The sequence below is a fragment of the Hyalangium ruber genome (assembly GCF_034259325.1).
In the GTDB taxonomy this organism is placed as follows: Bacteria; Myxococcota; Myxococcia; order Myxococcales; family Myxococcaceae; genus Hyalangium_A; species Hyalangium_A rubrum.
On record NZ_JAXIVS010000003.1, the window covers coordinates 490,776 to 509,048 of the forward strand.

Annotated in this window: 18 protein-coding genes; 7 read left to right on the top strand and 11 right to left on the bottom strand. The window is 69.8% G+C overall.

Features of this window, described 5'->3' with window-relative positions:
- Positions 1-262: 262 nt before the first annotated feature.
- From SYV04_RS10945 to SYV04_RS10955, 3 genes are read left to right on the top strand one after another with little or no spacing between them, the layout of a single operon-like run.
- Positions 263-1,807: an ABC transporter substrate-binding protein gene (locus SYV04_RS10945; RefSeq protein ID WP_321545631.1), complete on the top strand. Its 1,545-nt coding sequence runs from the start codon at positions 263-265 to the stop codon at positions 1,805-1,807.
- Positions 1,804-2,715 (top strand): ABC transporter permease, encoded by a 912-nt coding sequence (locus SYV04_RS10950; RefSeq protein ID WP_321545632.1) that lies wholly within the window; start codon positions 1,804-1,806, stop codon positions 2,713-2,715. The genes SYV04_RS10945 and SYV04_RS10950 overlap by 4 nt, the downstream gene beginning before the upstream one ends.
- On the top strand, positions 2,712-3,533 hold the full coding sequence (locus SYV04_RS10955) for an ABC transporter permease (RefSeq protein ID WP_321545633.1): 822 nt from the start codon (positions 2,712-2,714) through the stop codon (positions 3,531-3,533). Before SYV04_RS10950 ends, SYV04_RS10955 begins: the two co-directional genes overlap by 4 nt.
- 78 nt (positions 3,534-3,611) lie before the next feature.
- On the opposite strand, the gene SYV04_RS10960 is transcribed toward SYV04_RS10955, so the two are convergent.
- Together SYV04_RS10960 and SYV04_RS10965 are read right to left on the bottom strand one after the other, a co-directional pair.
- Positions 3,612-4,250, bottom strand: coding sequence for a diheme cytochrome c-553 (locus SYV04_RS10960; RefSeq protein WP_321545634.1), 639 nt, complete (start codon positions 4,248-4,250; stop codon positions 3,612-3,614).
- A gap of 9 nt (positions 4,251-4,259) precedes the next feature.
- Positions 4,260-5,354, bottom strand: coding sequence for a hypothetical protein (locus SYV04_RS10965; RefSeq protein ID WP_321545635.1), 1,095 nt, complete (start codon positions 5,352-5,354; stop codon positions 4,260-4,262).
- Between the two features lie 215 nt (positions 5,355-5,569).
- Between SYV04_RS10965 and dtd the strand changes: the two genes are divergently transcribed.
- Positions 5,570-6,025, top strand: coding sequence for a D-aminoacyl-tRNA deacylase (dtd, locus tag SYV04_RS10970; protein WP_321545636.1), 456 nt, complete (start codon positions 5,570-5,572; stop codon positions 6,023-6,025).
- Between the two features lie 4 nt (positions 6,026-6,029).
- Here the strand turns inward: dtd and SYV04_RS10975 are convergent, their stop codons facing one another.
- On the bottom strand, positions 6,030-6,875 hold the full coding sequence (locus SYV04_RS10975) for a hypothetical protein (RefSeq protein WP_321545637.1): 846 nt from the start codon (positions 6,873-6,875) through the stop codon (positions 6,030-6,032).
- 22 nt (positions 6,876-6,897) lie between these two features.
- Positions 6,898-7,359, bottom strand: coding sequence for a PTS sugar transporter subunit IIA (locus SYV04_RS10980; protein WP_321545638.1), 462 nt, complete (start codon positions 7,357-7,359; stop codon positions 6,898-6,900).
- 163 nt (positions 7,360-7,522) lie between these two features.
- Here SYV04_RS10980 and SYV04_RS10985 point away from each other — a divergent pair, with 163 nt between their 5' ends.
- Entirely contained in the window at positions 7,523-9,316 is a 1,794-nt protein-coding gene (locus SYV04_RS10985; protein WP_321545639.1) for a glycoside hydrolase family 3 protein, read from the top strand.
- Between the two features lie 14 nt (positions 9,317-9,330).
- On the opposite strand, the gene SYV04_RS10990 is transcribed toward SYV04_RS10985, so the two are convergent.
- The 7 genes from SYV04_RS10990 to SYV04_RS11020 all read right to left on the bottom strand — a co-directional run bounded on the left by SYV04_RS10990 (position 9,331) and on the right by SYV04_RS11020 (position 16,645).
- Positions 9,331-10,293: a hypothetical protein gene (locus SYV04_RS10990; RefSeq protein ID WP_321545640.1), complete on the bottom strand. Its 963-nt coding sequence runs from the start codon at positions 10,291-10,293 to the stop codon at positions 9,331-9,333.
- A gap of 19 nt (positions 10,294-10,312) precedes the next feature.
- Complete coding sequence (locus SYV04_RS10995; protein ID WP_321545641.1) at positions 10,313-11,551, bottom strand: hypothetical protein; 1,239 nt, start codon at positions 11,549-11,551, stop codon at positions 10,313-10,315.
- Between the two features lie 282 nt (positions 11,552-11,833).
- On the bottom strand, positions 11,834-12,511 hold the full coding sequence (hpf, locus tag SYV04_RS11000) for a ribosome hibernation-promoting factor, HPF/YfiA family (protein ID WP_321545642.1): 678 nt from the start codon (positions 12,509-12,511) through the stop codon (positions 11,834-11,836).
- Between the two features lie 362 nt (positions 12,512-12,873).
- A complete protein-coding gene (locus SYV04_RS11005) occupies positions 12,874-13,755 on the bottom strand; it encodes an SDR family oxidoreductase (protein WP_321545643.1) in 882 nt (293 codons plus the stop codon).
- Positions 13,756-13,915: 160 nt separating this feature from the next.
- The gene (locus SYV04_RS11010; RefSeq protein WP_321545644.1) at positions 13,916-15,064 is read right to left on the bottom strand and encodes an AI-2E family transporter; all 1,149 of its coding nucleotides are present in this window, start codon (positions 15,062-15,064) and stop codon (positions 13,916-13,918) included.
- Positions 15,065-15,213: 149 nt separating this feature from the next.
- A complete protein-coding gene (locus tag SYV04_RS11015; RefSeq protein WP_321545645.1) occupies positions 15,214-16,002 on the bottom strand; it encodes a hypothetical protein in 789 nt (262 codons plus the stop codon).
- A 16-nt stretch (positions 16,003-16,018) separates the two neighbouring features.
- A complete protein-coding gene (locus tag SYV04_RS11020) occupies positions 16,019-16,645 on the bottom strand; it encodes a GNAT family N-acetyltransferase (protein WP_321545646.1) in 627 nt (208 codons plus the stop codon).
- 80 nt (positions 16,646-16,725) lie between these two features.
- Between SYV04_RS11020 and SYV04_RS11025 the strand changes: the two genes are divergently transcribed.
- Positions 16,726-17,364, top strand: a complete 639-nt coding sequence (locus SYV04_RS11025) for a TetR/AcrR family transcriptional regulator (protein WP_321545647.1) — start codon at positions 16,726-16,728, stop codon at positions 17,362-17,364.
- Complete coding sequence (locus SYV04_RS11030; protein WP_321545648.1) at positions 17,361-18,272, top strand: alpha/beta fold hydrolase; 912 nt, start codon at positions 17,361-17,363, stop codon at positions 18,270-18,272. The genes SYV04_RS11025 and SYV04_RS11030 overlap by 4 nt, the downstream gene beginning before the upstream one ends.
- The last annotated feature ends 1 nt before the right edge of the window (position 18,273 follow it).

Sequence of the window (18,273 nt, forward strand, 5' to 3'; positions counted from 1 at the left end):
CATCATGAGAAGGCGATCCACCAGAATCAAGGGACGAAGGGTAGGCACGTCCACGGTTGTGCGCTTGCTCATCCACCAGCCAAAGGTGCCGAGCCGTGGATGTGGACTTTTCCTCATCGAGCAAGGATTCGAGCGCACCTGCAACCCCGTGGACCGACCTTCTGTTCCACTACCGCCCGGGCCGCTCGCGGAGAAGTACGCTGAAAGGAGTATTGGCAACACGGTCGACCCTACCAGCCGGGTGTGACAAAACCGGGAGCAGATGCCGCCGCTCCACCGTGCCTTCCTGGGGCTGTGCCTGGTGCTCGCCGCCGGCTGTCGACCGGAGCGCGCGCCGGACGGCATCACCGTGCTGCTGGAGGCCCCTCCGGACAGCCTGGATGACCGCTTCGCCCTGGCCGCCATCGGGCAGCGCATCGGCCAGCTCATCGCTCCGGGCCTCATCGTCTTCGATGACACGGGCGCCCCGGTGCCGGCCCTGGCCGAGTCCTTCCAGGAGCTGTCGCCCACCGTGATGGAGTTCCGCCTGCGACCGGGACTCACCTTCCATGACGGCACGGCGCTCACCGCCGAGGACGTGAAGGCCACCTATGAGGGGGTGCGCGACCGCGCGCTCCAGAGTCCTCGGGCGGACCGATACGAGCCCATCGAGAAGGTGGAGGTGGTGAATGATCGCACCCTGCGCTTCCACCTGCGCCGGCCCTACGCCCCGCTGCTGGCGGAGATGACGCTGAGCATCCTGCCCTCCGAGCGAGCAGGCCCGGAGGGGGTGGCGCTCCAGGGCTCGCACCCGGTAGGCGCCGGGCCGTTCCGCTTCGAGTCCGCGCCGGACGACGAGCACCTCACGCTGGTGCCGTTCGCGGGCTATCACGGAGGGGCTCCCGCCATCCCCCGGCTGTACTTCCGGGTGGTGCGCGACGAGACGACCCGTGTGCTGGAGCTGCGCAAGGGCCGGGCGGACCTGGTCATCAACGCGGTATCGCCGGCGGTGCTGCCCGCCCTGCGAAAGGAACCCGGGCTGCGCGTGCTCACACGGCCGGGCACGGGCCATGCCTACCTGGGCTTCAACCTGCGCTCCGGTCCACTGGCGGACGTGCGGGTGCGGCAGGCGGTGTGCCACCTCATCGACGTGCGCCCCATCGTGGAGCACAAGTTCCACGGGCTGGCGGTACCGGCCACGGGCCTGCTGCCGACCACCCACTGGGCCTACGCGCCGGGTGGGGACTGCGCGCCGGACGCGGCCGAGGCGGCGCGGCTGCTGGACGCGGCGGGCTACCCCGACCTGGACGGTCCCGGCGGGCGGCCTCGGCTGACGCTGAGCCTCAAGTCGAGCACGGATCGGTTCCGCAAGTCGGTGGCGCTGGTGCTCCAGGAGCAGCTCGCGCGGGGCGGCGTGGCGGTGGAGGTGCGGACCCTGGAGTTCGGCACCCTCTTCAATGACATCCGCCGGGGCAACTTCGAGATGGTGACGCTCAAGTGGGCCGCGGTGATGGAGCCGGATCTGATGCGCGGCGTGTTCCACTCGCGCAACGTGCCCACGGAGGAGAACCTCTGGGGCGGGCTGAACCGCGGCGGCCTCCGGGATGCGGCGCTGGACGCGCTGCTGGACCGGGCCAGCCAGGCTTCCCGCGAGGAGCGCCGAGAGCTCTACGCCCGGGCGCAGGAGCGGGTGGGCATGCTGCTGCCCTCCGCGCCGCTGTGGCACGAGAGCAGCGTGGCGGTGGTGTCCCGGCGGCTGGAGGGCTTCGAGCCCAGCGCCCATGGCTTCTTCACCCCGCTGGAGCGGGCGCGGATGGTGGCGCCATGAGGCGTGTCCTCTCCGCGAGCATCGCCGTGGTGGGCGCGCTGCTGCTGGTCTCCCTGTTCCTCCACCTCGTGCCGGGAGACCCCATCGACGTCATGCTGGGTGAGCAGGCCTCCGAGGTGGACCGCGAGGCCATGCGCCGCGCCGTGGGCCTGGACCAGCCGTGGTACTCCCAGCTCTGGACGTTCACGAAGGGGTTCGCCACGGGCGAGCTGCGCACCTCGCTGCCGCCCTTCCAGAAGAAGGTGCTGCCCGCCATCGCCCAGGCGCTGCCGAAGACCCTGCTGCTCACGGTGGCCTCGCTCTTCATCGCGATCGCCATCGCGATTCCCCTCGGCGTGGCGGCGGCGGCGCGCAAGGGCACCGCCGTGGACTCGGCGGCCATGGGGGTGGCGGTGGCGGGCGTGGCCCTGCCGCGCTTCTGGCTGGGGCCGATGCTCATCATCGTCTTCGCGCTGTGGCTCGACTGGCTGCCGGTGTCGGGCGCCGAGTCCTGGCGCCACCTGGTGCTGCCCGCCTTCACCCTGGGCACGGCGTTGGCCGCGTTCCTGTCTCGCATGACGCGCGCGGCGGTGCTGGAGACGCTGCGCGAGGACTTCGTCACCGTGGCCCGCGCCAAGGGGCTGCACCCGCGCGTCGTGCTGTGGAAGCACGCGTTCCGAAACGCGCTGCTGCCCATCCTCACCGTGCTCGGCCTGGAGTTCGGCTCACTGCTGGGCGGCGCCATCGTCACCGAGAAGGTGTTCGCCTGGCCCGGCATGGGCACCCTGCTGCTCACCTCCATCGAGCGGCGCGACTACAACACCGTGCGCGCCACGGTGCTCGTCTTCACCCTGTGCTACGTGCTCGTCAACGCGCTCACCGACGTGGCGTATGCGCTGGTGGACCCGCGCGTGCGGAGGCGCTCGTGAGCTCCCTCCCGCACACGTGGGGCGGCCGCTTCGGGCTGGGCGTGGCCGTGCTGCTGGTGCTTACCGCGCTGCTGGCGCCCGTGCTCAGCCCCTACGCGCCCGAGGCCATCGATCTCGCCTCGGAGCTGGCGCCTCCCGGCCCGGGGCACCTTCTGGGCGCGGGCGAGAACGGCATCGACGTGCTCACCCATGTCCTCCACGGCGCGCGGGTGTCGCTCGTGGTGGCCCTGTTCGCCGTGGTGCTGTCGGCGCTCGTCGGGGTGACGCTGGGCGGGCTGGCCGGGTACGCGGGCGGCTGGCTGGACGAAGTCCTGATGCGCACGGTGGACGTGTTGCTCGCCTTCCCCGGCATCCTCCTGGCCATCTTCATCACCTCGGTGCTGGGCCCGAGTCTGATCAACGTGGTCTTCGCCCTGTCCTTCACGGGCTGGACGGGCTACGCGCGGCTGGCGCGCGGCCAGGTGCTCACGCTGCGCGAGCGCGACTACGTGCAGGCGGCTCGGGCGCTGGGCAGCAGCGATGCGCGCATCCTCTTCCGCCACCTGCTGCCCAACGCCGCGGGCCCGCTGCTCATCCAGGTGACGTCCGCCTTCCCCGGCGCCATCCTCGCCGAGGCCTCCCTGAGCTTCCTGGGGCTGGGGGCGCCTCCGGGCACCGCCTCCTGGGGCGCGCTGGTGGATCAGGGGACGCAGTACCTGCTCGTGGCGCCGCACGTGGCCCTGTTCCCCGGGCTCGCGCTGGCGCTCACCGTGCTGGGCTTCAACTTCCTGGGCGACGCCGTGCGCGACGCGCTGGACCCCAAGCGCACCGAGCGCTGAGGCGCCATGAACGAAAGAAGCCTGGCGACCCCGAGGGGCTGCCAGGCTTCCGTGGCTCGATTCAGTCGAGCGAAGCGACTACTTCTTCGGGGCCGGGGTCGGAGCCGGGGGCCCGCCCGCCGGAGCACCGCCCGGAGGACCACCCGCGCCAGCCGCGGGCGGCGTGGGCTCGGGGACCTTGTTCTTGAGCGGCGGGGTCGACTTCAGGTACGCGAAGACCGACTTCAGGTCCTCATCCGTCATCGCCGCCAGGTTCTGCCACGGCATCGGCGGGAGGATCGGCCGGCCAGCGCCCATGTGCTTGCCGGTCTTCATCGCCTGGGTGAACTGCTGCTCCGTCCAGGCACCCATGCCGGTGTCCTTGTCGGAGGTGATGTTGGCCGCGTAGCTCACGCCCCACGGACCCGCCATGGCGGTGTTCGTCCCCGCGAAGGCGACGATCCACGGCCCCTGGGCGGCCGGCGCGGGCGGCAGCTGCATGCCCTCCGGGTGGCCCGAGAGCGCCTTCGTCATGTCCGGAGCCGGTCCCTGGGGGCCCATGGCCATCGGCGTGTGGCAGTCATGACAGCCAGCGATGCGAACCAGATACTCGCCGCGCTGAACCTGCTTGTTGCCCTTGGCGGGCGCCTTGGTGGCCGGCTTGGCCTGCGCCGCGGCGACAACAGGGACACCCACTGCAACCGCAGACACCAGTAACAGTACACGGCTCGACTTCATTGCCCCTCCTCACGGTGTGCTGGAAGAACTGCCGGACAGCACGGGCGCCGTCGTGGGCGTCGGGCTCTCCGCAATCCAGCGAGATACCAGGGCAATTGCCTCGGCGTCCAGAATTACGGTGCCCAAAGGTGGCATCTGCAACGCCGCGTAACGCGAGCCCATTCGCTGCATCACCACGCTGCGCGCCGGGTGGCCGGGTTCAATACGCAACACCGCGTCCTGCGTTTGCCCCGAGGCGCGCGCCTTGATGGGCTGTCCCATGGACGTGGCGATGCCGCGCTCGGGCGCCGAGGGCGAGTCTCCCAGGGCGGAGCGCAGCGCGAACTCCAGCATCTTCAGCGAGCCCTCATCATTGTGGCAGTGGCCGCAGTTGCCGTGCAGGTAGCCCAGCGCCGCGCGCTCGGTGTCACTGGCCGCGGCGATGCGAGGCGGAGACTCCAGCAGCGCCTTCGGGAAACGTTTGAGCAGCTTGTTCTTCACCAGGTAGTTCAGGTCCACGCCGGGGGCGGGCATCGGCTCGCCATGCACGGCGTTCGGGTCCCGGTCCGGCGAGAGCTGAAGCGCCCCAAAGCCCAGCACCTCGGTGCGCTGGCCCTGGTGGCAGACCTTGCAGTCATTGACGCTGGGGATGAGGTGCCAGCGCCCCCCGTCCAGCTCGCAGCCCGGCTTGCCCTTGTCCGAGACGAGCACCGCCTCGGTGCCGTCCTCGCTCCAGGCGTACGTGGCATACATCCATGAGCCATTCGCCTGGCGCTCCAGGTAGCGCGTCTCGATGCGCCGCCCGTGGAAGGAGAACTCCTTCCAGAACTTCGTGCCCACGGGGAACACCCAGCTGTCCGGGTTGGAGCCGTCGATGGCGGTGCCCGCCGGCAGCGAGAACCAGCGCCGCTTGATGGAGCCGTCGGACCAGAGCGGGTACTGCGGCGAGTACTCGAGGTTGCGCGCGGCCACCGTGTGCTTGCCGAAGTCGGAGTACAGCCCCGTCTCGCTCAGGAGCTGGGGCGGGGAGCGCGGGCGCCCCGTCTTGCGCGCGGAGGCCACGCCCGCCCAGAGCGCCAGGGCGACCGCCACGCCACAGGAGAGCCACTTCAGGCGCACACTCACGGACTGCCGGACCTCCTCGAGCATATCGAGCACTACGCCAAGAGGTTGTGACGCATTCAAGGTGGGGGACTCAGACGAAAGCCCGCCTCCTGGCGGAGCTAGTAGACGGCACCCCGGGGCGGCTGGCAACCCGGAGCGAGAAAGCAGGCAGGCGAGCGCCTGGACAGGATTAACCTCAGGGTCGCGGAAGACCGAGAGATTCTCTGGAGGAAGCGATGCGGGCCGTGGTGCAGCGGGTGCTCGAGGCGTCAGTCACCATCGACGGGGCGAAGGTGAGCCAGATTGGCCCCGGCCTGCTGGTGCTGTTGGGCGTGGGCAAGGGCGACAGCGAGGCGGATGTGCCGTGGATGGTGGAGAAGCTGGCCACCTTGCGCATCTTCGAGGACGCGGCGGGCAAGATGAACCTCTCCCTGGAGGACACCCACAAGCAGCTCATCGTGGTGAGCCAGTTCACCCTCTATGGAGATACGCGCAAGGGCCGGCGCCCCAGCTTCATCGACGCGATGGAGCCGACGGCGGCCAAGGCGCTCTACGAGCGCGTCTGCGAGGGGCTGCGCGGGCGGGGCCTCACGGTGGGCACCGGCGTGTTCGCCGCGGACATGAAGGTGGCGCTGATCAACGACGGCCCCGTCACCCTCCTCCTGGAGACCCCGGGCGCGGCCGGCGCCTAGCACCTTAGAGGTGCATCTCGACGCCCTTGGTCACCAGCGACACCAGCGCGGTGTGCTCCTGGGCCGCCTCGCGCACGTGGCCGGTGATGACGCCGATCTCCTGGATCCACCCCGGGGCGCGGGGCCCCAGCCCGGAGAAGACCACCGCCAGCGGGGGCGGCTGGGTCGCCTTGCCCGACCAGTACGCCAGCAGCTCCTCGCGCTCCGGCAGCGACGTCAGCTTCAGCCGCTCCTGCTCCCGGGTGAGCAGCCGCTCCAGCTTGCGCGGCAGGCTCTGGTTCCATTGGGCCACCATGCCGCCCGGCCGCCACGCCCAGTCCGCGAAGGCGAAGCGGTCCCGGGGCACGTACTCGCCCCGGCCCTGAGTGGAGAAGATCTGATCCGGAGGAAAGTCCGGGAAGGGCTCCCACACCCCCGCCACCAGCGAGGCCAGCCCCATGTCTCCCCGCGGCTTGAGCCGGAACGCATCCCGCTCGGCCCGCGCCTCACGCGCGTGCGCGTAGGGGTAGTCGGGCGACTCCACCATCATCGCCAGGTGCAGCGCCTCGTCCCAGTCCCCGGCGTACCCCGCTCGCTGCCCCGCCACCTCCCAGCCCGCCTCGCCCTGGCTCCACTGGAGGAAGACGAGCCGGTCCACCAGCTCCGCCCAGGACTCGGGCTCCAGGGTGCTCAACCCGCCGTGGGCCCCCGCGGAGATCAGCTGCTCGCACAGGAACCGGGACTGCTCATCCGCCAGGATGCCGCTCAGGGCCTCCAGTGCCAGGGCCGCGTTGCCCATGGCGTGGGTGAGCACGGGCAGAACCGCCTCCTGGAAGAAGCGGTCACTGACAGGTCGAAGAACGATTTCCATGGGCCCCCCAGCCCGGCCCCCTTCAGGGCCTCGCGTCTTCCTGCACAATCAGCGCGTGGATGTCCGCGGCGCTGGGCGCCTCGAGGATGGCGGCCCGGAAGCGTGGGTTCTTGAAGAGCCGGGAGATGCGCGCCAGCGCCTTGAGGTGTACCCCCGCGCTGTTCTCGGGCGCCACCAGGGCGAAGAACAGGTGGGTGGGCTTGCCGTCAATGGCCTCGAAGTCCAGGCCCTGCTTCGACACCCCGAAGGTGGCCAGCAGCTGCGTCATCCCCGGCAGCTTGCCGTGGGGAATGGCCACACCCTCGCCAATGCCCGTGGAGCCGAGCTTCTCGCGCTCCTTGAGCACCTCCACCAGCCGTTCCTCCTGGAGTTGGGGGTGGGCACGCACCAGCGCCACGCTCAGCTCGCGCAGCACCTCGGGCTTGGTGCGGGCTTGCATGTCCGCGACGACGGCTTGGGGGCTGAGGAACTCGGCGATTCTCACTGGCGCTCCCGCGGTGGCGCTCCTCGACGTCGACGGGCAATTACTCCTCGACAACTTTTCGCGCAAGGGTCGCCTGTCACCAGAAGCCCTCTTCCGGTCAGCTTCGCTCACTCGGCTGGAAGGTGGAGGGGGTGGCGCCTCTCGACTAGCATTCACCCCCAGCGTGTCCTTCCCTCACCTCGCCGGCCTCACCCTGCTGCTGTCCCTCGGCTTGTGCGCCTCGGCGCCCGCCCCCGCGCCCCCCACCACGGCCACCCCCTCGGCCCTGCCCCCTCCCGCCGCCCTGTCCCCGGGGGATTCTGCCCGGGTCGAGGCGCTGCTCGCCAGCATGTCGCTGGAGGCCCGGGTGGGGCAGTTGATGATGGTGGGCTTCTACGGCAGCGACATCGACGAGGAGGTGGAGGCGCTGGTGCGTGGCCGCCAGGTAGGGGGGGTGTGCCTCTTCAAGCACAACCTCGTCGATGCGGAGCAGGCGGCCCGCCTCAACGACGGCCTGCGTCGGCTGCTGGCCGACCACATTCCCCCCTTCCTCGCGCTGGACCAGGAGGGCGGCACCGTGGTGCGCGTCAGCGACCAGGTGGTGGTGCTGCCCAGCAACATGGCCCTGGGCGCCACGCGCTCGGCGGACCTCGCCTACGCGGCGGGTAGGGCTCAAGCGCAAGACCTGAGACGTCTGGGCTTCAACATGAACCTGGCGCCGGTGCTGGACGTGAACCTCAACCCGCGCAACCCCGTCATCGGCGTGCGCTCCTATGGGGACAGCGTGCCGCTGGTGTCCGAGCTGGGCCGGGCCTTCGTGCGCGGGCAGCAGGACGCGGGCCTGGTCACCGTGGCCAAGCACTTCCCGGGCCATGGGGCCACGGACATCGACAGCCACACGGCGCTGCCGGTGATGCGCGAGACGCGCGAGGAGGTGCTCGCGCAGCTGGAGCCCTTCCACGCCGTCATCCAGGACGGGCTGGACGGGCTGATGACGGCCCATGTGGCCATCCCCCGGCTCACCGGGGACGAGGTGCCGGCCACGCTCCACCCCCAGGTGCTGGACGGGCTGCTGCGCCGGGACATGGGCTTCGACGGGCTGGTGCTCACCGATGAGATGGAGATGGAGGCCATCGTCCAGCGCTACGGCGTGGGTCGGGCCGCCGTGATGGCGGTGCGGGCCGGCGCGGACATGGTGCTGGTGCCCTGGGGCGCGGAGCGCAAGGAGGAGGCGTACGAGGCGCTGCTGGCCGCCGCGCGCGACGGGGAGCTGTCGGCCGTGCGCCTGGAGCAGGCCGTGCGCCGCATCCTCACCGTCAAGGTCCGCCGAGGCCTCTTCCAGGCCCCGCCCCGGCTGGAGGAGCGGCTGGCCACCCCACCCCCTCCAGGTAACAGCGAGGTGGCCCACCTCATCGCCCGCGCCTCCGTGACCCTGCTGCGTACCGACGGGCGGCACTTCCCCCTGCCCCGCGAGGCCCGCATCGCCGTCATCACCTCCGAGGCCTCGCTGGGGGAGGCCATCCGCGCGCGCGCCCCGCACGTCTCCGTGCTCAATGTTCCCCCCTACCCGTCCGCCGAGAGTCGTGCCGCGCTGCGGCAACAGGCTCGGAAGGCGGCGCTGGGCGCGGAGCTGGTGGTGGTGGGCGTCACCAACTCACGACAGGTGGAGCTCGTCACCACGGCCGCCGCCACCGGGCGCCCCGTGGTGGTGGTGTCGATGGGGCTGCCCTATCTCACCGAGCTGGTGGACGAGGCCCGGGCGGTGCTCGCCGTCTACTCCTTCCAGCCCGCCTCCACCACGGCCGCAGCGGCGGCGCTCTTCGGGGAGATTGGCACTCCGGGGCGCCTGCCCGTGAAGCTGCGCCGGCTCACCTTCGGCCATGGGCTGAACCCCGTGGGCCAGCAGCAGGCCGCCGCGGCGCCGAAGTCCCCCAGCACGGGCAGCACACCCCACGGACTCCCGGGCGCCGCGCGCTGAGCACTGCCCAGGGCCTAATGAAGCTCGCGTAACACCTGGGCCGCGTCACGGAAGACCTTGGCGCAGGTGGGGTCCTCCGGGCAGTGGACATCGAGGAGCGCCGCGTCTTCCGCGCGCCCCACGAGCTTGAGCACCACCGCAGCCCGCAGGGAGTTGTGCGGGGCGACGACCAGACTCCGAGCCGCCATTCGCAGCTCCGAGCGGGATTCTGGTGAGAACGCCCCTAGAACGCGCTCCCGGTGCAGAAGCACCAGGCTGAACAGGCAATCGCAGAAGTAGGCGGCAGCATCGTTCGGCGCCTTCGTCTGCTCGCTCAGCTCTCGGGCGGTCGCGATGAACGCGGCCAGCGTGGCGGTCAGCGTGGCAGGCACCTCCGCCTCGAGCACGACGAGCACTTCTGTCTTGTACTCCACGGGTACAGCCGGATCCCGAGCCCACACCTGAAGCTCTTCGGGGGACTTCTCCAGCAGCACCCCCAGGCCGTGCAGACCGTGGGGAGCTGGCAAGGAGAGTTGCTCCAAGCTCTGTTTGACGGCGGGCACCAAGTCGGGGTGCCGACGCCTCCACAGCGCATGCACCAGCGTGTACACATCCGAGCGCTCCGGCTTGCCCTTGGCCATGCGCTCCAGCCTTCGCACCAGGCTTGCCCGTGCCCCGACCTCTTCAATACGTCCCAGCGCGCGGGTGATCTCCTCCACGACCGCATCCGCGTCGTAATCCCCCCTCGCTTCCTCGATGGCGAGTTGCTGCTCCAAGCGCTGGATGCTGGCGGCTCCGCCCACTTCTCCCAGACCAAAGACCCCCGCCTGTCGCACCAATCCCTGGGAGTCCTCCAGCATGGCCTCCAGCACAAGCCGCACCTGCCGAGGCCCCTCCCCCAGCCGCGACACCCGCTCACGCGCCCGGGCTTCGTCACCCTGCTTGAACGCCTTGACCAGCTCTTCCCGGTCCTGAGCGACATCCCGCGTGTGTGCCATCTCTCTTCTCAGCCTCTTACTAGGGATAGCTCACGCCGGGAGGGACGTATCGTCTGAGCAATGTCCCATCGAGCATGAACAGCTCATGGATGGACCGAGCGTCGGCTCGAACCATGGCCTCGAAGGCGTCCAGCTCACGCTTCAGGTCCTTCGGGTTGGAGACATAATTGGTGTTCTGCCGCATGCCATCGGGACGAAGGGACGAAGCATCGGGCCGGCGAAAGAGGGTTCCATCCGCGGGTTCTCCATCGAAGACCGGCCTGCCGCGCGCATCGACCTGAGCCTTGTTCTTCCGCAGCTGGGTATGCCCCGCCGCCTCTCGGATGGCCAACTCCCTCTCGATGGCCTCGTTGTGGGGCGGGTTCTGCTGGGTGTGGGGCGGGCCATAGCGCGTCGATAGCTTCGTGCCACCTCCCCCGCCACGCACCTCCTCCATCGTCGAGCAGACCGCAAGCCCACCGCACAGTCGCGCGGCCATCTCTCCTGTCGCTGCCCCACCAATAATGAGGCTGCCATCGGCCACCACCTGGGCCGTGCCCGCCGCCCCCACCGCCAACCCTCCCTCCATCGCGTACCGTGGCGGCCCCAGCAACGCCCCCAGCCCCCTCGAAGGAGCTGTAGGCATCCCCTTCGCTACCCCCATGCTCGCCACCATCACCAGCACCCGCAGCGCCGTCCCACCCACCGCCTTGCCGAAGTGCTCGGATGCCGCCTCCAGCTCCCCTTCCGTCCTCGCCGCCTCGGACTCCCGGTACAGCCGGAGGCAAGCCAGCGCCAGGTTCGCCACCTCGAAGATTCCCACCGTGATGGCCAGCACCGCCGTCAACGTCGCCGCGAACGCTTTGGAGAACAGCGGCTCGGGCGCCAACCACGCCGCGAAGTACACCCCCACCGACAAGCACACGCTGGCGACGAAGACCGGTGAGCTGAACAGCTCCTCGGCCGCCTCGCGTACACCCGAGCCCATATAGCGGGGGGATAACTTCAAGGCTTGGAAGAGACGGCTCTTCTCCAAGGATGACGGGAGCGGCAACAGGCTCAAGCCGAAGCGTGACAGGAACTCCTGACGCAGCGCCTGCTCCCAGTTGGCGGAATCAGCGCCCCCCAAGAGCCTGGCCCCAGAAGGGGCGAGGATCCGAATCTGAGGCCTCTCCGCCAGGAAGGTCGCGTGGAGGAACGTGAGCGCTGCCTGAGCTTCTTCCAACCGGAACGAATCAAGGTCCGGGCGGGGAGCCGCCGGCGCGAAGGAGAGCCTCAATCGGCCTCCTGGCAACTGGCTCGTCCGCACCGCCTGGGGTTCACCCCCTTCAGCCCTTGCTGGCTGGGAGGTAGCACATGCCGCGGGCAAGGAGAGACTCAGCGCCAGGAGCAGGCGCGCCAGCACCGGAGCGTTCCTCATGCCCGGACAGCATGCCCCACGAAGAGACAAAAGCGAGGGCGATACGCGTTTCGCGCCTCGACGCTCTCTCTCCCGTTACTGCGCTAGCCCGGCGCGCTCCGCCTCCCGGAGGGGTGAGGCGGAGCACGTCCTGCTCAACCGCTACGGATTGGCCTGGGGCTCGTGCGGCTCGATGAGGCCGTACTGCCCGTCCTTGCGGCGGTAGAGCACGCTCATCGCGTCCGAATCCACGTTGTGGAACACGTAGAAGTCGTTGTTCATCAGGTTCATCTGCATCACCGCCTCATCCACCTTCATCGGCTGGACGGTGAGGTGCGTGGTGCGCAGCACGCGGTGCGCGGAGCTGACATCCGACTTCGCGGCCGGGTTCTCCGTCGTCGGAGCCGACGCGGCGGCCCGGAGCGACTGAGCCTGCGAAGCCGGCTCAGCGGCCGCCTCCTCGTGGTGCTCGTCGGGCATGTCGAACACGGCGTGGCGCACGCGCGACAGCTGCTGCACCAGCCCCTGCCGGTGATGCACGCGCTCACGACCATGGTGCGTCTTGAGCTTGTCCTTGTAGCGGCGCAGCTGCCGCTCGATCTTGTCCATCGCCAGATCGATGGACGCGTACATGTCCTCGCTCTTCTCTCGGCCTCTCAGCACCCACGAACCCGAGTGGATCGTGATGTCCGCGTGGTGCAGATGGCGTTCGAGAGAGAGCACCACATGCGCTTCACCTGCCCGGTCCAACAACCGATTTACCCGGTCGACCTTCTCGCGTGCGTACTCCTTGAGGGAATCCGACGCTCCGAACTGGCGGAAGGTGATGTTCATCTGCATGCGTAGCTGCCTCCTCAGTGGGTAGGACGGTGCTCCATCTCCGATCAGAAACGGTCCGGGGGGACAAAAGCAACCCACCCGGCGTTTCGACTGCGCGATGGCCGTTCCGGAGACCCGAGCCACCTTTCATCGGACAGGTGGTTTTAGTCCCTTATTCCCGAGGGTTTTCAGCCACTTCCGCTCTTTTCTGGATCCAGCGGGGGGAGCCACGCGATGGGTTGGGTGCCACACAGTCCTCGACGCGCGAGGAAGCGTTGACAACCCGCGCCACCTGGGCCCTCTCCGCCGCCGCGACGATCACGCACGGCACATCCCGGAGGGTGGTTCCAGTGACAAGGAGTCTGGGTGCCGGGTCCGGCGGCTCACGCCAGCACCTTGCCGCCCGTGACGCCGAGAATCTCCCCGTTCACGTAGCGCGACTCGTCGCTGGCGAGGAACACGAAGGAGGGCGCCAGCTCCGCGGGCTGCGCGGGACGGCCCGTGGGGTTGTTCTCGCCGAACTTCTTCAGGTGCTCGCCGCTGAAGGACTGCGGGATGAGCGGCGTCCACACCGGCCCGGGCGCCACGCAGTTGACGCGGATGCCGCGCTCGATGAGCGACTGCGACAGGCCCTTGGTGAAGGTGACGATGGCGCCCTTGGTACTCGCGTAGTCGAGGATGCCCGCCGAGGGCTGATACGCCTGGACCGAGGCCACGTTGATGATGGCACTGCCCGGCTTCATGTGCGGCAGCGCCAGGCGCACCAGGTGGAACATGGCCAGGATGTTCACCCGGAAGGTGCGCTCGACGCGCTCGGGGTCCAGGTCCTCGAACTTCTCCACCTCCTTGCCCTGGAAGGCGGCGTTGTTCACCAGCACGTCGATGCGGCCGAAGCGCTTCACCGTGTCCTCGACGAGCTTGCGGCAATGCGCCTCGACGGCCAGGTCTCCGGACATCGTCAGCACCTGCCGCCCCGCCTCCTCGAGCAGCCGCCGCGTCTTCTCCGCGTCCTCGTGCTCGCTGAGGTAACCGAAGGCCACGTCCGCACCCTCGCGGGCGAACGCCAGGCACACCGCCCGGCCAATGCCGCTGTCGCCGCCGGTGACCAGCGCCACGCGATCCTTCAGCCGGCCGAGCCCCTTATAGGAGTCCTCGCCGTAGTCGGGCGCCTGGCTCATGCGCTCTTCGATACCGGGGTGCGCCTGGGGCTTCTCGGAGAAGGGGGGCTGGGGGTTGGCGTTGCGTGGATCGGGGTTGCGGGGCATGAGTCCTCCAGATGAGTACCCAGGCACGGTGGGGGTGGCCCGGGAGCCCGGCAACTCCTGGCAGCCAGGCTTGGACCCAAGTCCGAGGGGCTTTCCGACTGGACAACGAGCAGGCAACCGACGCTCGCTCACTTCCCAACCTGGCGACCCTCCCCCGCGCTCAGTGGGGCAGGGGCTCCTCGGAGTCCTCGGAGAATGGCAGTTCCTCTTGCCTGCCCTGCGGCACGGGCGGGCCCAGGCCTCCGTCCGGCGGTCCCCCAGGCCGGGCCTCCTGCTCCCAGCGGCGAGAGCGCGCCCGCTGCACCCGCTGCAGGACGACCTGCAACGCGGCGGCGACCGGCAGCGCCAGCACGCCTCCCAGCACCCCCATCAGCATCGCACCGATGATGACGACGATGGCGATGAGCAGGGGGTTCATCTTCAAGGTCTGCCGCTGGATGAGCGGCTGCACCACGTTGCCTTCGATCTGCTGGTAGACGAGGAACAGCACCAGCACGATGAGCGCGCGGCGAAAGCCCACGGTGGCCAGGGTGGTGAGCGAGACGGTGATGGCCACGATGAGGCTGCCGATGTACGGGATGAACCCGAGCACCAGGTACAGCATCCCGAGCGCGAGGAAGTACGGCACCCCGAACAGATAGGTGGTGACGCCCGTCACCACGCTGCCCAGGGCGCACACGAGGAAGACGCCCACGAGGTAGCCGCTGACCGCCTCGCGCATGGCCATGATGAGGCCCCGCACGTCCGCGCGCCGATCCGGCCGCATCCAGTGGAGCCCCTGGTCGAACAGGTGGCCGCCCGACAGCAGCCCGAAGACGGACAGGGTGAGCACGGCCAGCCCCGTCACCAGTCCTCCCAGCGTGTAGCTGAGCACGTCGAACGCCGAGCCGGCCACGGTGGCCGAGAAGGAGAGCAGCTCGCGCTCCACGAAGGCCATCAGGCCGAAACGTTGATCCAGCGAGCGCAGCCACGGTGAGCCGCTCACCCGCTCGATGAACCCGGGCAGCGCGAAGACCAGGCTGCTCACCTGCTCCACCATCATCGGGACGATGGTGAGCCCCACCAGCCCGAACAGCCCCATGACGGACAGCAGCGTCAGCAGCACGCCCCAGCCCCGAGACAGCCCGAGACGCTGGAACAGCCGCACCAGCGGGTCGAGGGCCAGCCCCAGCATCAGCGAAATGGCCAGCAGCGCCAGCATCGGGCGCAACTGGTAGAGGATGAGGCCCAACGCCACGATGGCCAGCACGTTGAGCCCCACCGTCCAGACGGTCCGGGGCGACACTTGCGAATGGGCAGGCCGGTCCATGAGGGCCGCAAGGTGGTGACGCCCCCTCCCCGATTCACCCGCCCTCCAGGGAGGGCCGACCGCTGGTCACCACTGGGCGGCGCGGCCCGTCCACCGCTCAACACCCACGCGGCCCGCTCCGGTGCGACAACGTGCGGAAAGTCCCGGGCTCAGGGCGCCACGGTGACTTCGAAGTCGCTGGCGTGACGGATTCCGCCCACGCAGGCAGCGACCCCTTCGCAGTCGAGCACCGTGGCCTCCAAGTTGGCGCTGAGCGTCAGCAGGTGGATGGCGGCGGGGGTGGCCTCCGGCAAGGTGAAGCTCACGGCGCTGCCGTCCTGCTCGACCTGGAGGAAGGCGGGGGCCCGCCCCTCCTCGCGCAGCAGGCTGGCCGTCACGGGACCCGGGCTCTCCTCCGCCGGCTGCCAGCGGTAGGTGTAGCGCTGGCCCTGCCGCAGCGTCGTCCCCGCGCCCACGCCCTCGTAGACGAAGTGCCGCTTGGCCTTGGCGCCTTGGAGGATGAGGGTCACCACGCGCGCGCCGTCCTCGCCCTGGAGGAAGACACGGGCGTCCTCGACGGGCTCGGCGTCCCAGGCCTCCGGGTTGAAGTCCAGCCACGCGCGCGTCTCCTCGCACACCTCGCGGCCGCCGGTGCCCACGATGCCTCCGGGCTCCAGTTCCATGAGCTGACCGTTGAAGGTCGCCGTCACGCCCGCCTCGAGCTGGGTGCAGCCCTCCTCCGGCTGGGAGAGCGTCAGCGTGAAGCGGTGCGAGCCCGCCGCGTCCGGCGTCTCCAGTTGGTCCAGGTCCACCAGGGTGAAGGTCAACGTCCGGTCGGCGAGCTCCTCCAGGGAGACGGGCCGGGTCTCGGTGCGCCCGCCGCAACCGGCGAGCAGCCCGAGCAGGGCGAGAGACGAGAGGGGTGCGAAGGAGGGAAGGAAGCGGCGGAGGCGAAGCATGCGGCGCGAGACCCTATCACTCTCGCGCCAGCCGCTCCTCCAGCCCCGCCTTCACCTGGGGCCACTCGGTGTCGAGGATGCTGTAGTACGCCGAGTCCCGGACCACGCCCCCGCGCACCAGCATGTGGTTGCGAAGGATGCCCTCGAACTTCGCGCCGAGCCGCTCGATGGCGGCCCGCGAGCGCGCGTTGCGCTGGTCCGTCTTGAACTGCACCCGCATCACCTGGAGTGTCTCGAAGGCGTGCCGCAAGAGGAGGAACTTGCATTCGGTGTTCACCCGCGTGCGCCACGCCCTCCGCCCCAGCCACGTGTGGCCGATCTCCAGCGTCCGGTCCGCGCGCGAGATGGTCATGTAGCGCGTGGTGCCCAGCGGCGCCCCCGTCTCCCGGTCCCGGATGAAGAAGGGCTGCTCGGTGCCCTGCTCGGCCGTCCGCAGCGCCGCGGCGATGTACGCCTGGAGGTCCGCTTCCGTGCGCATCACCTGCGAGGTGAACTCGAACACCTCGTCCTCGCAGAGGGAGGCCAGCGCCGAGGCGTGCTCCGGGCGCAGGGGCTCCAGGCGCACCGTGCTCCCCTCCAGCGTCACCGGTGGGACGACCAGCGGGAGGGGGTCCCTGCGGGGAAGCTCCGTGTCCGTACTCATGACCCCATTGTGCCCGGGGGAGGCCTTGCCTGCGCGGAATGTCGGTGTTAATGAACGTGTTCACTGAACGTGTTCATCCAATGAAACGCGCCGAACAAAAGACCGAGACACGCCGGCTCATCCTCGAGGTCGCCAAGCGGCACTTCGAGGCCCGGGGCTTCGTCGACACGAACATCCGTGAGGTGGCCCGCGAGGCGGGGGTCGCGACGGGGACGGTGCTCCTGCACTTCCGTGACAAGGAGGACCTGCTGCATGCCGCGCTCTTCGAGGACCTCGAGCGTGAAATCGAAGAGGCCCTGGGCACCGTGCCGGAGGGCACGCTGGAGGAGCGCCTCGCCCACCTGACGCGCCGCATGTTCGGCTTCTACGCGGACCGCCCTGCCCTCTCCCGCACGCTGCTCAAGGAGTCGCTCCTGGCCTCCCCCCCCTGGGCGGAGCGGTTCGCGGCCCAGGTGGCCAAGGTCCACCAGCGCATCACCGCGCTGGCGGACGAGGCCGCGCGCGAGGGAGAGCTGGCCAGCGACGCGAGCACCGCCCTCCTCGGGGTCGCCTACTTCTCCTTCTATTACTTCGCGCTGATCGCCTGGGTTCAGGGTGGGCACCCCGACCCGGCCGCGCTGGTGGGCCGCCTCATGCGCCAGCACCTCGACGGGCTGAGGCCCGCCCCTGCCCCCCGCACACGAAGCCCTCAACGCCCCACCCAAAGGAAGAGCCCATGAGCCAACGCATCTTTCGCGACGCCTCCGCCCGAAGCACGCTCGACGCCTGGTACTCGCGGTTCCTCGCTCACGTGCGGGCCCCGGTGACCCACCGCGAAGTCACGACGACGCTCGGACCGAGCCATGTGCTCTGCGTCGGTGACCCGGCGCTGCCCCCTCTCCTGGTCCTGCATGGCGCGATGGCCAGCTCCGCCCACGCCGCGAACGAGCTGGGACCGCTGGCCGAGCGCTTCCACGTCCTGCTTCCCGACGTGCCCGGCCAGTCCATCCGAGGGCCCGAGGTACGGCCCCCGCTGAAGACCGACGCGCACGCGCGCTGGCTGCTCGAGGTCCTCGACGGCCTGGGCCTGAAGAGCGTCGACCTCTACGGCATCAGCTGGGGCGGCTTCGTCGCGCTCCAGACGGCCACCGTCGCGCCTGCCCGAGTCCGGCGGCTGGTGTTGCTGGTACCCGCGGGGGTCGTCTCCGGTCCCGTGTGGGCGGGGCTCACCCAGCTCGCCATCCCCATGATGCTCTACCGCAGCTTCCCGTCGGAGGAGCGCCTGCGCCGCTTCGCGACGCCGCTGCTCACCACGTGGGACGAGGAGTGGGGGCGCTACCTCGGAGACGCGATGCGCTCGTTCGTGCCCGATCTGCGCCCGCCGCCGCTGGCGACGGCCGAGCGGCTGCGCGGCTTCCAGACGCCGACCCTCGTTGTCGGGGCCGACAACGACCTCAGCTTCCCGGGGCCGAAGCTCCTCGCGCGCATGAAGGAGCTCATCCCCCACGCCCAGGTCGAGCTCATCCCGAACTGCCGGCACATCCCGCCGACGAACGATGCGTTCCGAGGCTGGATGGCTGAGCGCGTGACGCGCTTCCTGGCGACGGCAGGCCCGGCGACGGCGGAGGCGCACGCGCGCTCCGCCTGAA

Excerpts from the sequence above, each read along its gene's own strand:
- SYV04_RS11010 (WP_321545644.1), bottom strand. The coding sequence starts at position 15,064 with ATGGACCGGCCTGCCCATTCGCAAGTGTCGCCCCGGACCGTCTGGACG.
- SYV04_RS11030 (WP_321545648.1), top strand. The coding sequence starts at position 17,361 with ATGAGCCAACGCATCTTTCGCGACGCCTCCGCCCGAAGCACGCTCGAC.
- hpf (WP_321545642.1), bottom strand. The coding sequence starts at position 12,511 with ATGCAGATGAACATCACCTTCCGCCAGTTCGGAGCGTCGGATTCCCTC.
- SYV04_RS10960 (WP_321545634.1), bottom strand. The coding sequence starts at position 4,250 with ATGAAGTCGAGCCGTGTACTGTTACTGGTGTCTGCGGTTGCAGTGGGT.
- SYV04_RS11005 (WP_321545643.1), bottom strand. The coding sequence starts at position 13,755 with ATGCCCCGCAACCCCGATCCACGCAACGCCAACCCCCAGCCCCCCTTC.
- SYV04_RS10945 (WP_321545631.1), top strand. The coding sequence starts at position 263 with ATGCCGCCGCTCCACCGTGCCTTCCTGGGGCTGTGCCTGGTGCTCGCC.
- SYV04_RS11025 (WP_321545647.1), top strand. The coding sequence starts at position 16,726 with ATGAAACGCGCCGAACAAAAGACCGAGACACGCCGGCTCATCCTCGAG.
- SYV04_RS11020 (WP_321545646.1), bottom strand. The coding sequence starts at position 16,645 with ATGAGTACGGACACGGAGCTTCCCCGCAGGGACCCCCTCCCGCTGGTC.
- dtd (WP_321545636.1), top strand. The coding sequence starts at position 5,570 with ATGCGGGCCGTGGTGCAGCGGGTGCTCGAGGCGTCAGTCACCATCGAC.
- SYV04_RS11015 (WP_321545645.1), bottom strand. The coding sequence starts at position 16,002 with ATGCTTCGCCTCCGCCGCTTCCTTCCCTCCTTCGCACCCCTCTCGTCT.
- SYV04_RS10990 (WP_321545640.1), bottom strand. The coding sequence starts at position 10,293 with ATGGCACACACGCGGGATGTCGCTCAGGACCGGGAAGAGCTGGTCAAG.
- SYV04_RS10950 (WP_321545632.1), top strand. The coding sequence starts at position 1,804 with ATGAGGCGTGTCCTCTCCGCGAGCATCGCCGTGGTGGGCGCGCTGCTG.
- SYV04_RS10975 (WP_321545637.1), bottom strand. The coding sequence starts at position 6,875 with ATGGAAATCGTTCTTCGACCTGTCAGTGACCGCTTCTTCCAGGAGGCG.